The sequence below is a fragment of the Mycobacterium sp. UM_Kg27 genome, from assembly GCF_000972905.1.
Taxonomy (GTDB): domain Bacteria; phylum Actinomycetota; class Actinomycetes; order Mycobacteriales; family Mycobacteriaceae; genus Mycobacterium.
This window is the reverse complement of sequence record NZ_JRMM01000128.1, coordinates 1-12,408: the sequence shown is the minus strand read 5'-3', so window position 1 is coordinate 12,408 and position 12,408 is coordinate 1. Positions and strand designations below refer to the sequence as shown.

The following is a 12,408-nucleotide window of genomic DNA, read 5'->3' as shown; positions in this document are numbered from 1 at the left end:
GTATAAGAGACAGGTGCAGATCCGCGCCGAGACGCTCACCAACGAGCAGACCGAGAAGCTGCGCGACGACCTGTTCGAGGCCTTCCAGCCGGTCGGGCCCGACGGTGAAGCCAGCAAGCAGGCGATCAGTGACTCTGCGGTGTCGGAGACATGGGGTGGGCAGATCACCAAAAAGGCCGTGATCGCCCTGGTGGTGTTCCTGCTGTTGGCGTCGCTGTATATCACGGTGCGCTACGAGTGGTTCATGACCCTCTCGGCGATGATCTCGATGGTCTTCGACATTCTCGTGACCGCCGGGGTGTATTCGCTGGTCGGATTCGAGGTCACACCGGCCACTGTCATCGGCCTGTTGACCATTCTCGGGTTCTCCATCTACGACACCGTCATCGTGTTCGACAAGGTCGAGGAGAACACCAGCGGCTTCGAGCACAAAACCCGCTACACCTACGCCGAACAAGCGAACCTGGCCATCAACCAGACCTTCATGCGATCGATCAACACCAGCCTGATCTCGGCATTGCCGATCATCTCGCTGATGGTGGTCGCCGTGTGGCTGCTGGGTGTGGGAACGCTGCAAGACCTCGCGCTGGTGCAGTTGGTCGGTGTTGTCGTCGGCACCTATTCGTCGATCTACCTGGCCACGCCGCTGCTGGTCACGCTTCGCGAACGGACCCAGCTGGTGCAAAACCACACCCGCCGGGTGATGCGGCGGCGAAGCGCCACGGCCGGTTCGAAGCCGGCGGCAGCGGGCGCGGAGGACCCGGGCGACTCCGAAGACACCGTCGCCGATGGCGACGAGGGCACGGTGGCGACGGCGCCGGGCACCCCGGCGACCGGTGCCAAGCCGGTCCGCCCCACCAGCCGGCGCAGCCAGGGTCCGACCGGCAAGCCGGGCGCTGGTCGGTAACCGGCGATGGCGGCCCGCTGGCGGCACGCTGCGACGTGGGTGGTGGCGATCGCCATCAGCCTCGGTATCTGGTCGGTACCGGCGTGCACCAGCGCCACTGTCGATCAGATCGACTATGCCGTCGACGGCGGTCTGATCACCTATAACAGCACCACAGTCGCCGGTGCCGCGTCGGCTGGGCCCCAGGCGTTCTCGCGAACCCTGATCGGATTCGGCTACCACGGGCCGGACGGCCAGATCGTCACCGATCACGACTTCGGCAGCATCTCTGTGGTGGGCCGCGCCCCGCTGGTGCTGGACTATCAGATCGCCGACGCCGCGGTGTACTCCGACGGGAAGCCCATCACCTGTGACGACCTGGTGCTGGCGTGGGCGGCCCAGTCCGGTCGCTTTCCGGGCTTCGATGCCGCGAGCCGCGCCGGCTACCTCGACATCGAGAACATCGAGTGCCAGTCCGGTGCCAAGAAGGCCCGGGTGTCGTTCTTTCCCGACCGCAACATCGTCGACTACGAGGAACTGTTCACCGCTACCTCGATGATGCCCTCGCACGTCATCAGCGAGAAGCTCGGCGTGAACATCACCGACGCCGTGCTGGGCAGACTCGGGCCCGCCGACGAAGTCATCGGCAGGATCGCGCAGGCCTGGAACACCATCTGGCAGCTAGACCGCGGTGCTGACCTGCGTTATTTCCCGTCGTCGGGGCCCTACAAGATCGACTCGGTGCTCGACGGCGGCGCCGTAGTGCTGGTGGCCAACGACCTGTGGTGGGGTGCCAAGCCGGTCACCAAGCGGATCACGGTGTGGCCGCAGACCGCCGACATCGCCGACCGGGTGAACAGGCGCGTCATCGAGGTCGTCGACGTGGCGACCGGATCCGCCGGGTCGCTGATCACCCCGGATGACTATCAGAGCAGTGACAGCCCCTCGGGCGGCATCGAGCAGCTCATCTTCGCTCCGTCCGGGCCGCTGTCGGAGACTCCCGCACGCCGGGCGGTGGCGCTGTGCACCCCGCGCGACGTCATCGCCCGCGACGCCGGGGTGCCGGTGGTCAACTCCCGGCTCAACACCGCCATGGACGACGCGTTCGACCAGGCCGAGAACGTGCCCGAGGCCGAACAATTCGCCCGGGCAGACCCCGACGCGGCACGCGAGACGCTGGGCGGCACACCGTTAACGGTGCGTATCGGCTACCGCGGTCCCAACACCCGGTTGGCCGCGGTGATCGGGGCGATCAGCAGCTCGTGCGCTCCCGCCGGCATCACCGTCACCGAGGTCGCCTCCGACGCCATCGGCCCGCTGGCACTGCGCGAAGGACAGATCGACGTACTGCTCGCCAGCACCGGGGGATCCACCGGAAGCGGATCGAGCGGGTCGTCGGTGGTGGACGCCTACGAGTTGTTCAGCGGCAACGGAAACAACCTGTCCGGCTACCACAACGACCAGATCGACGGCGTGGTGTCCGCGCTGGCCGTCACCGCCGACCCCGCGGAGATGGTGCGGCTGCTTGCCGAGAGCGCGCCGGTGCTGTGGGCCGATATGCCGACATTGCCGCTGTACCGCCAGCAGCGCACCCTGCTGTCGTCGAAGAAGACCTACGGTGTGGCCGCCAACCCCACCCGATGGGGTGCGGGCTGGAATATGGACCGCTGGGAGTTGCAACAGTGAATCAGGCCGAGCCTGCCGCAGGCGCCGGTCAGATCATCGCGTCGCTGATCCGCGAAGTGGCGGACTTTCCCACAGCGGGAATCGCATTCAAAGACCTGACCCCGGTGTTCGCCGATGCCACCGGACTGACCGCGGTCACCGAGGCGCTGGCTCGTGTGGTTGCCGGCGCAGATCTGGTGGCCGGCGTGGACGCGCGCGGGTTTCTGCTGGCCGGGGCGGTCGCCGACCGGCTCGGGGTGGGCGCGCTGGCGGTCCGCAAGGGCGGCAAGCTGCCCCCGCCGGTGCTCTCGGAGCGCTACCAGCTCGAGTACGGAACTGCCGCGTTGGAGATTCCGGCCGACGGAATCGATTTGGCCGGGCGCCGGGTGGTAATACTCGACGACGTGCTGGCCACCGGCGGTACCCTGGCCGCAACGCGGCGCTTGTTGGACAGGGCAGGAGCAGAGGTGGTTGCGGCCGCGGTGGTGCTGGAGCTGGCGGGGCTCGGCGGACGCGCCGCGGTGGCACCGTTGCAGCTGCACAGCCTGCACCTGATTTAGTCGATATTCTCGTGGTCGGAGGTGAGCACAGTGGGTCCTGAACAAGGCTTGGCGCAGGGCCCTGAACACGGCTTAGTGCCGGGCTCAGATCCCGAGAGCTACAGCGCCGACAGCAGCCAGAGCACGGCGGCGTCGGAGACGATTGCCCAGGACTCGCCGTCGGAGCGCACCGATCTGCTGAAGGTCCCGACCAGCGCGTCGCGGCGGGTGCGAGCCCGCATTGCCCGCCGCATCACCTCCCAGCGTGGCGCCCTGAGCCCGGTGCTGGAGCCGCTGGTGGCGGTGCACCGGCAGTACTACCCGAAAGCCAACCTGGCGCTGCTGCAACGCGCCTTTGAGGTCGCCGAGCAGCGGCACGCCTCGCAGCTGCGTCATTCGGGGGATCCCTACATCACCCACCCGGTCGCTGTTGCCACCATCCTGGCCGAGTTGGGCATGGACACCATCACATTGGTGGCGGCGCTGCTGCACGACACCGTCGAGGACACCGGGTACACCCTCGCCGCGCTGGCCGCCGAGTTCGGCGACGAGGTAGCTCACCTGGTCGACGGGGTAACCAAGCTGGACAAGGTGGTGCTGGGCACCGCGGCCGAGGCCGAGACCATCCGCAAGATGGTCATCGCGATGGCACGTGACCCACGTGTGCTGGTGATCAAAGTCGCCGACCGGTTGCACAACATGCGCACCATCCGCTTCCTGGCGCCCGAGAAGCAGGCGCGCAAAGCGCGCGAAACACTGGAAGTCATTGCACCGCTGGCACATCGGCTGGGTATGGCGACAGTCAAGTGGGAGCTCGAAGATCTGTCGTTCGCGATCCTGCACCCCAAGCGCTACGAGGAGATCGTGCGGCTGGTGGCCGACCGCGCGCCGTCCCGCGACACCTACCTGGCCAAGGTGCGAGCCGAGATCGTCAACACGCTGGCGAAGTCGAAGATCACCGCGACCGTCGAGGGGCGGCCCAAGCACTACTGGTCGATCTATCAGAAGATGATCGTGCGCGGCCGCGACTTTGACGACATCTACGACCTGGTGGGGCTGCGGATCCTGTGCGACGAGATCCGGGACTGCTATGCCGCGGTGGGCGTCGTGCACTCGCTGTGGCAGCCGATGGCCGGCCGGTTCAAGGACTACATCGCCCAACCGCGCTACGGGGTCTATCAATCACTGCACACCACGGTGATCGGCCCGGAGGGCAAACCGCTGGAGATCCAGATCCGCACCCGGGAGATGCACCGCACCGCCGAATACGGTATCGCCGCGCACTGGCGCTACAAAGAGGCCAAGGGCCGCAACGGTGTTCCGCACCTCAACACCGCCGCCGAGATCGACGACATGGCCTGGATGCGCCAGCTGCTGGATTGGCAGCGGGAAGCGGCCGACCCGGGTGAGTTCCTCGAGTCGCTGCGGTATGACCTGGCGGTCAAAGAGATCTTCGTGTTCACCCCCAAGGGCGATGTGATCACGTTGCCCACCGGATCCACGCCGGTGGACTTCGCCTACGCCGTGCACACCGAGGTCGGCCACCGCTGTATCGGTGCCCGGGTCAATGGCCGGCTGGTGGCGCTGGAGCGCAAGCTCGAAAACGGGGAAGTGGTCGAGGTTTTCACCTCGAAGGCGCAGAACGCCGGGCCGTCGCGGGACTGGCAGCAGTTCGTGGTGTCGCCCCGGGCGAAGGCCAAGATCCGGCAGTGGTTCGCCAAGGAACGCCGCGAGGAGGCGCTCGAGTCCGGCAAGGACGCGATGGCCCGCGAGGTGCGGCGCGCGGGTTTGCCGCTGCAACGACTGGTCAACGGCGAGTCGATGGCGGCGGTGGCCCGCGAACTGCACTACAGCGATGTGTCGGCGCTCTACACCGCCGTCGGCGAGAACCACATCTCGGCGCACCACGTGGTGCAACGGTTGGTGGCCCAGCTCGGCGGTGTCGACCAGGCCGAGGACGACTTGGCCGAGCGCTCCACACCGCTGACCATCTCGCGGCGCGAGCGCCACACCGACGATGTCGGCGTCGCGGTACCGGGCGCCACCGGTGTGTTGACCAAGCTTGCCAAGTGCTGCACTCCGGTGCCCGGCGACGAGATCATGGGTTTTGTCACCCGGGGCGGCGGGGTGTCGGTGCACCGCACCGACTGCACCAATGCCGATGCGCTGCGTCAGCAGGACGAGCGGATCATCGAGGTCAAGTGGGCGCCGTCGCCGTCCTCGGTGTTCCTGGTCGCCATTCAGGTCGAGGCGCTGGATCGGCACCGGTTGCTCTCGGACATCACCAAGGTGCTCGCCGACGAGAAGGTCAACATCTTGTCGGCTTCGGTCACCACCTCACGAGACCGGGTGGCTGTCAGCCGGTTCACCTTCGAGATGGGCGACCCGAAGCATCTGGGCCACCTGCTCAACGTGGTGCGCAATGTCGAGGGCGTCTACGACGTCTACCGGGTGACGTCGGCGGCTTGACGGCCCGAGCCCGGCATCGGCCCCCGCAAGCGGGGGCCGCGCCCGGGTTAGTCGGCCCGCACCGACTTGACGGTCACCTTGGTGGCCGGCGGGCCGTCATCGCCGCCGCCCTGCACGCCGGCTGCGGCGATTTTGTCCAGGGTGGCCAGACCGTCGTCCTGAATCTTGCCGAACACCGTGTATTGCGGCGGCAGCATCGAATCCTTGTAGACCAGGAAGAACTGGCTGCCGTTGGTGCCGGGCCCGGCGTTGGCCATCGCCACCGTGCCGCGCGGATAGGTGACCGGCCGCTGCGCGGCCGGGTCGCCCAAGGAGTACTGGTCGGTGGGGTATTCGTTGTCGAATTCGTAGCCCGGGCCGCCAGTGCCGTCCCCGGCGGGATCACCGCATTGCAGCACGCTGAGCATCGGTGACGTGGTCAGCCGGTGACACTGGGTGTCGTTGAAGAAGTCCTTGGCCGCCAGGCTGATGAAGCTGTTGACGGTGCAGGGGGATTGGGCGTTGTTGAGCATCAAACCGATGGGGCCCTGGTCGGTCATCATCGAGACGCTGACCTCGGCGGGGTCGGTCGGGACTTTGCCGGTCCGCGGCGGCTCGACAGCCTTGGTGGCCGGACGCGCCTTCGGGTACTGACAGTCGGCGCCCAGCGCAGGCGATGCGGTGAATTTCGGCAGCTGTCCGGCGCTGGCCGCCGGTGCCCCCGAAGCGTCAGCGGAGTCCGCGGACTCCGATGTGCTCGACGCCGACGAACCGCTCGCGTTGACGTTGCCGGGGTCGTCGTCGCGCAGCACCACGAACACCACACCCGCGATCAGCAACACCGCCGCCACGGCGCCGACGATCATCAGCAGCCGACGCTGCTTGCGGGCCGCCTCGGCACGCTGCTGCACCTGTTGCTCCAGATTGCGCTTGGCGGCGGCACGCCGCTCTGAGTTCGTGGGCACCGGCGGTAACCTCCTGGCTCGCTGACTGAGTCGGGCCTCAAGTCTGCCAGAGCGCGCCTGCACCGCCCGCGTCACCGCCGACCCGGCGTGCAATGGGAAACTGGTCGGCGTGTTGGTCACCGGATTCCCCGCTGGAATGCTGGCGTGCAACTGTTACGTGTTGGCGCCACGGCAGGGCTCTGACGCGATCGTCGTGGACCCCGGGCAGCGCGCGATGGCCCGGCTGCGGCGTGTGCTCGACGAGAATCGGCTGACGCCGTCGGCGGTGCTGCTCACCCACGGCCACATCGATCACATCTGGTCGGCGCAGAAGGTCTCCGACAGCTACGGCTGCCCCACCTACATTCACCCCGAGGACCGCTTCATGCTCACCGACCCGCTGCGCTCGCTGGGCACGGTCCCGGGGCAGGCGCTGTTCGGTGTGTTGAGCAAGGCGATGTTCTCCGAGCCCAAGCAGCTGATCGAACTGGACCGCGATGGGGACAAGCTCGGCTTGGGCGACACCACGGTGACTGTCGACCACACCCCCGGCCACACCCGGGGTTCGGTGGTGTTCCGGGTCGAGGGGGACGCGGCCGAAGTTGTGTTCAGCGGGGACACCCTGTTTCAGAACTCGGTCGGCCGCACCGACCTGCCCGGGGGCAGCGGCCGCGACCTGCTGACCTCGATCGTCGACAAGCTGCTCTGCCTCGACGACGCGACCGTGGTGCTGCCCGGCCATGGACCCAAGACCACCATCGGCGCGGAGCGCCGTTACAACCCATTCCTGGAAGGGCTGAGTGCGTGAGCACGTTTGCCGCACCCAAAGGGGTGCCCGATTACGTTCCGCCGGCCTCGGCCGGCTTCGTCGCGGTCCGCGACGGGCTGCTGGCGACCGCTCGCCGCGCCGGTTACGGCGACATCGAGCTGCCGATCTTCGAAGACACCGCACTGTTCGCGCGCGGGGTGGGGGAGTCCACCGACGTGGTGTCCAAGGAGATGTACACGTTCGCCGATCGCGGGGAGCGGTCGGTGACCCTGCGTCCCGAGGGCACCGCGGGGGTGATGCGTGCGGTGATCGAGCACGGGCTGGACCGCGGTCAACTGCCCGCCAAGCTCTGCTACGCGGGGCCCTTTTTCCGGTATGAGCGCCCGCAGGCCGGCCGCTATCGGCAGCTGCAGCAGGTGGGCGTCGAGGCGATCGGGGTGGACGATCCCGCGCTGGATGCCGAGGTGATCGCGGTCGCCGATGCGGGTTTTCGCTCCCTGGGATTGGAAGGTTTCCGGCTGGAGATCACCTCCCTGGGCGACGACACCTGCCGCCCCGCGTATCGAGAGTTGCTGCAGCAGTTTCTGTTCGGGCTCGACCTCGACGAAGAGACCCGGCAGCGCGCGCAGCTCAACCCACTGCGGGTGCTCGACGACAAGCGCCCGCACGTGCGTGAGATGACCGCGGACGCCCCGGTCATGCTGGACCATCTGTCGGCGGGCGCCCGCACGCACTTCGGCACCGTGCTGGCACACCTGGACGCACTCGGGGTGCCTTACGTGGTCAATCCGCGCATGGTGCGCGGCCTGGACTACTACACCAAGACCACCTTCGAGTTCGTGCACGACGGTCTGGGTGCGCAGTCCGGAATCGGCGGCGGGGGCCGCTACGACGGGCTGATGCGCCAGCTTGGCGGCCAGGATCTGTCCGGGATCGGCTTCGGTCTCGGCGTGGACCGCACCCTGCTCGCTCTGGCCGCCGAGGGCAAGACCGTGGGGACGACCACCCGGTGCGAGGTGTACGGGGTGGGTCTGTCCGAGGCCGCCAAATTGCGGCTCGCCGTTATCGGCGCGCAGTTGCGGGCCGCCGGGGTGCGGGTGGACCTGGCGTACGGGGATCGCGGCCTCAAGGGAGCGATGCGCGCCGCCGACCGTTCCGGAGCCGTCATCGCCCTGGTGGCGGGGGACCGCGACCTGGAGGCGGGCACCGTCGGCGTCAAGAATCTGACCACCGGGGAGCAGGTCGACGTGGCGGTCGATGACGTTGTCGCCGAGGTGCGCACGCGGTTGAGCGGCACCCGATAGGCGGGACCGGTGCGGTATGAGGCGCTGCCGCCGGCCCTCGTCGGAGCCGGCCCTCCGGTAGCGTGGCGCGGTATGACGATCATGCGGAACGTGACAGTCAAGTTCGGGACGGTGTTGCTGATGGCAGCCGCCGGAATGGCAGCCAGCCATGCGACGTCACTTGCGGACCCTGAGACCAGCCCAGCATCGCCAACCGAGAGCCCGGCGGCATCGCCCACCGAGAATGCGGGGCCGTCGCCGTCGCCCACTCCGGCAGAGAACGCGACCGAGCCGTCGGCCGACGCCCCGAAGAAGAGCGCGACCGGTGGCCACGAGGTCACCTACACCATCACCGCGACCAGTGACCTGACCGGCAACATCTCCTACATCAAGACCGACCCGCCCAGCATGGCGGCCTACAACGCCAACTCTTCGGAATACCTCGAGACGGTTCGGGTGCCCATCGGCGGGGGACAGCCGGTGGTCTACACCACCACGCTGGCCGACCCGAGTCAGTGGGCGCTCGTCACCGCGAGCGGAGGCTTGCGGACCAACCCGGAGTTCCACTGCGAGATCGCCGTCGACGGCGAAGTGGTGGTGTCGCAGCAGGGCGGTAGTGGAGTGTCCTGCGCCACCCGGCCCTGGTGATCGATCCGGCTCACTCGGCGAACACGTACACCCAGGCTCGCGCACCCGAGCGCAGTGGCACCGAGATCCGCCGGTAGGCGTCGACCTCGTACTCGTCAGCGGCCGCCAGTTCGGCGGGCGTGATCGCGAAAACCGTGCCAGGGACTGTGGCGTCATGTGCATCTGACGGGCGCAGGATCGGATGACGGTCGCTGCCGCTGACGGCCACCACGTGGGGATCGGTGATCGTCACATAGTCCAGGTCATAGCCGATGATCGCGTCTGGGCGACCGTCGGGTTCGCGCCCGAAGGTGCTGCGTTGTACCTCCGGCAGTTGCAGGGTGCCGTAGGAGAACAGCAGTTCGGTGCTCACTGTGCGCCACCTGCTTCGTCTGCTGCGACGACGACGACCTCGGCGAGGTGGTCGCCCACCGAGCGGAGGCGATGGCTGATCGAGGCGTCGAAGTAGGCGCTGTCACCGGTGCCCAGCGTCAACGTCGCATCGCCGTACACCAACTCAACGGTCCCGGCGTGCACGAAGAGGAATTCCTGGCCTTGATGTACCGGGTGCAGCCGATGTCCAGCACGCTCGGCGTTCCCCGTAGGACGAACCACGAACGGGGACATCGACTTTCCCAGCATGTTTGCGGCCATCGCCCGGTAGCGCTGCCGATCCTCTCTGCGGTCTGAGGCCCGGTCCACCGCGATCTTGTCTTCGTCGCCCCGCTCGGAGAACAGCTGTGCCACATCGACGTCCAGGGCCTGCGCCACCTTGATGGCCACCGCGATGGACGGCGTACTGCGACTCCGTTCGATCTTGGACAGGTAGCTCTTGGTCAGCCCGGTCCGCTCGGCGAGGCCTTCGAGGGTGAGCCCTCGCTGCTTGCGGACGGCGCGCAGCAGTTCCGTCATGCGTCCATAATGACATAACCATGACACCATGTGTCCTATCAGATACAGTCGTGTCATCCACTTCAGGCATCGAGGAGCTGCCATGGGCACCACGTTCGACGATTCCAAATCCGATCTGATGCAACGCGCGGAGCACCGCTTCGCGGAGAACTTCACCGGAACCCAGTGGACCACTCGCCAGAAGTTGGCCCTGACCTGCCGGGCGCTTTCCGACCGCGGTCATGACTCCGGCCTGGCCGGACAGATCACCGCCAGGGCCGAGGCGCCGGGCACCTACTACACCCAACGGCTTGGTCTGGGATTCGACGAGATCACCGACACCAATCTGCTGCTCGTCGACGAAGACCTCAACGTCATCGAGGGCGAGGGGATGGCCAACCCCGCCAATCGATTTCACAGCTGGATCTATCGGGCCCGCCCGGATGTCCAGTGCATCGTGCACACCCACCCGTTTCACGTCGCCGCACTGTCCATGCTCGAAACCCCGCTGATCGTCTCGCACATGGACACCACACCGCTCTACGACGACTGCGCCTTCCTGCCGCTGTGGCCCGGTGTCCCGGTCGGAAACGAGGAGGGCGAGATCATCTCCGAAGCCATCGGCGACAAGAAGGCGATACTGCTGGCGCACCACGGCCAGATCGTGGCCGGCGCCAGCGTGGAGGAGGCCTGTTCGCTGGCGGTGCTGATCGAGCGTGCCGCCGCGTTGCAGCTGGCCGCCATGGCCGCCGGGACCATCAAAGAACTTCCGGAGAAGCTGGCCCGTGAAGCCCACGACTGGACCCTGCTGCCCAACCGCAGCCAGGCCAACTTCGCCTACTACGCCCGCCGCGCCTTGGCCGGCCACCCCACTGTGATCAATCAGTAAAGGGATCACCCGATAAGCAAGGAGTCTCTCGTGGCAGCACAGTTATCTGGAGTCATCGGCTACCCGGTGACGCCGTTCCGCGACGGCGGAATCGACACCACGGTCCTGACCACCGTCATCGACCGGCTCGTCGAGGCCGGGGTGCACGCCATCGCTCCGCTGGGCAGCACCGGTGAACTCGCCTATCTCGACGAGGTCGAGTTCGAGACCTGCGTCGACGCCTCGATCGCCGCGGTCGCCGGACGCCTGCCGGTGCTGGTCGGGGTCTCGGATCTGACCACCGCGCGTACCGTGCGCCGCGCCCGCTATGCCGCGCAGGCCGGTGCCGACGCGGTGATGGTCTCGCCGGTGTCGTACTGGAAACTGTCCGAACGCGAGATCACCGCGCATTACCGGGCCGTCTCCGATGCCATCGATATCGACATCGTGGCCTACAACAATCCGGCTACCTCCGGGATCGACATGAGTCCCGACCTGCTGGTGGCCATGTTCGAGGGCATCGAGCACGTGACCATGGTCAAGGAGTCCACCGGTGATCTGAGCCGGATGCTGAGGATCGCCACCCTGTCCGACGGGCGCCTGCCGTTCTTCAACGGCAGCAATCCGCTGGTGCTCGAGGCGCTGCGGGCCGGTGCGGCCGGTTGGTGCACCGCGGCACCCAATCTGCGTCCGCAGCCCTGCCTGGACCTCTACACCGCGGTCACCGCGGGTGAGTTGGACAAGTCTCAGGCGTGCTACGACAACCTCAAGCCGCTGTTGGAGTTCATCGTGGCCGGCGGGCTGCCCACCACGATCAAGGCCGGCCTGGAGATGCTCGGGGTGCCCGCCGGGGAACCTCGTCGCCCGTTGTTGCCGCTGGACGAGGCGGGGCGGTCCGAACTGCGCGGGCTACTGTCGCGTTGACCCGGGGCTAACCGAGGTCGGCAGCGGCGAAGGTGTCGCACTTGTTGGGTTCGCCGCTCTGATAGCCGACGGTGAACCACTGCTGACGCTGCGCCGACGCACCGTGGGTCCAGGACTCCGGATTGACTCGACCGGTGGCGGCCTGCTGAATACGGTCGTCACCCACCGACGCTGCCGCGGACAATGCATCGCTGATGTCTTGGTCAGTCAGCGGCTGCAGGAACGGCACCCCGGTGCCCTCCTGCTTGGTCACCGACGCGTAATGCGCCCAGACCCCGGCGTAGCAGTCGGCCTGCAACTCGGTACGAACTCCGGCGCCCGTCGCACCCTGCGCGCCGGTTTGGGCCCGGCCGAGCACGCCGAGCAGATTCTGTACGTGGTGGCCGAACTCATGGGCGACCACGTACTCCTGGGCGAGCGGGCCGCTGCTGGAGCCGAACCGGTCGACGAGCACCTTGAAGAAGTCGGTGTCGAAGTAGGCGGTCTGGTCCGCGGGGCAGTAGAACGGTCCGACGGCGCTGGTGGCCGCCCCACAGGCGGTGGACGTCCTGTCTCTTATACACA

At 67.3% G+C, this 12,408-nt stretch carries 13 protein-coding genes; 9 read left to right on the top strand and 4 right to left on the bottom strand.

All coding sequences use genetic code 11. The features are described 5' to 3' along the window. The 4 genes from secF to LI94_RS17240 form a co-directional block, all read left to right on the top strand. Positions 1–907: protein translocase subunit SecF (gene secF / locus LI94_RS17255; RefSeq protein ID WP_046301950.1), on the top strand; the 907-nt coding region annotated here is incomplete at its 5' end. 6 nt (positions 908–913) lie between these two features. After that, positions 914–2,572 carry an ABC transporter substrate-binding protein gene (locus LI94_RS17250; RefSeq protein ID WP_024443320.1) on the top strand — a complete coding sequence of 553 codons (1,659 nt, stop codon included), beginning with the start codon at positions 914–916 and terminating at the stop codon, positions 2,570–2,572. After that, positions 2,569–3,111 carry an adenine phosphoribosyltransferase gene (locus LI94_RS17245; protein ID WP_024443321.1) on the top strand — a complete coding sequence of 181 codons (543 nt, stop codon included), beginning with the start codon at positions 2,569–2,571 and terminating at the stop codon, positions 3,109–3,111. The genes LI94_RS17250 and LI94_RS17245 overlap by 4 nt, the downstream gene beginning before the upstream one ends. Positions 3,112–3,186: 75 nt before the next feature. Then, positions 3,187–5,559, top strand: coding sequence for a RelA/SpoT family protein (locus tag LI94_RS17240; protein ID WP_125079604.1), 2,373 nt, complete (start codon positions 3,187–3,189; stop codon positions 5,557–5,559). Between the two features lie 47 nt (positions 5,560–5,606). Here the strand turns inward: LI94_RS17240 and LI94_RS17235 are convergent, their stop codons facing one another. Beyond that, on the bottom strand, positions 5,607–6,503 hold the full coding sequence (locus LI94_RS17235; RefSeq protein WP_024443323.1) for a peptidylprolyl isomerase: 897 nt from the start codon (positions 6,501–6,503) through the stop codon (positions 5,607–5,609). A 109-nt stretch (positions 6,504–6,612) separates the two neighbouring features. Here LI94_RS17235 and LI94_RS17230 point away from each other — a divergent pair, with 109 nt between their 5' ends. From LI94_RS17230 to LI94_RS17220, 3 genes are all read left to right on the top strand, one after another. Beyond that, positions 6,613–7,290 carry an MBL fold metallo-hydrolase gene (locus LI94_RS17230; protein WP_024443324.1) on the top strand — a complete coding sequence of 226 codons (678 nt, stop codon included), beginning with the start codon at positions 6,613–6,615 and terminating at the stop codon, positions 7,288–7,290. Continuing rightward, the gene (hisS, locus tag LI94_RS17225; protein ID WP_046301948.1) at positions 7,287–8,555 is read left to right on the top strand and encodes a histidine--tRNA ligase; all 1,269 of its coding nucleotides are present in this window, start codon (positions 7,287–7,289) and stop codon (positions 8,553–8,555) included. The genes LI94_RS17230 and hisS overlap by 4 nt, the downstream gene beginning before the upstream one ends. A gap of 81 nt (positions 8,556–8,636) precedes the next feature. Then, entirely contained in the window at positions 8,637–9,182 is a 546-nt protein-coding gene (locus LI94_RS17220) for a hypothetical protein (protein ID WP_343252075.1), read from the top strand. 10 nt (positions 9,183–9,192) lie between these two features. Here LI94_RS17220 and LI94_RS17215 read toward each other — a convergent pair whose 3' ends face one another. Beyond that, positions 9,193–9,534, bottom strand: coding sequence for a gamma-glutamylcyclotransferase family protein (locus LI94_RS17215; protein WP_024443327.1), 342 nt, complete (start codon positions 9,532–9,534; stop codon positions 9,193–9,195). Continuing rightward, positions 9,531–10,073, bottom strand: a complete 543-nt coding sequence (locus LI94_RS17210; RefSeq protein WP_024443328.1) for an XRE family transcriptional regulator — start codon at positions 10,071–10,073, stop codon at positions 9,531–9,533. Before LI94_RS17210 ends, LI94_RS17215 begins: the two co-directional genes overlap by 4 nt. 82 nt (positions 10,074–10,155) lie before the next feature. On the opposite strand from LI94_RS17210, the gene LI94_RS17205 reads away from it, so the two are divergent. Both LI94_RS17205 and LI94_RS17200 read left to right on the top strand, forming a co-directional pair. Then, positions 10,156–10,941 (top strand): aldolase, encoded by a 786-nt coding sequence (locus LI94_RS17205; RefSeq protein WP_024443329.1) that lies wholly within the window; start codon positions 10,156–10,158, stop codon positions 10,939–10,941. 30 nt (positions 10,942–10,971) lie between these two features. Further along, on the top strand, positions 10,972–11,844 hold the full coding sequence (locus LI94_RS17200; protein ID WP_046301947.1) for a dihydrodipicolinate synthase family protein: 873 nt from the start codon (positions 10,972–10,974) through the stop codon (positions 11,842–11,844). A 7-nt stretch (positions 11,845–11,851) separates the two neighbouring features. On the opposite strand, the gene LI94_RS17195 is transcribed toward LI94_RS17200, so the two are convergent. Next, positions 11,852–12,408 (bottom strand): neutral zinc metallopeptidase (locus LI94_RS17195; protein ID WP_046301946.1); only part of this gene is annotated, 557 nt, incomplete at its 5' end.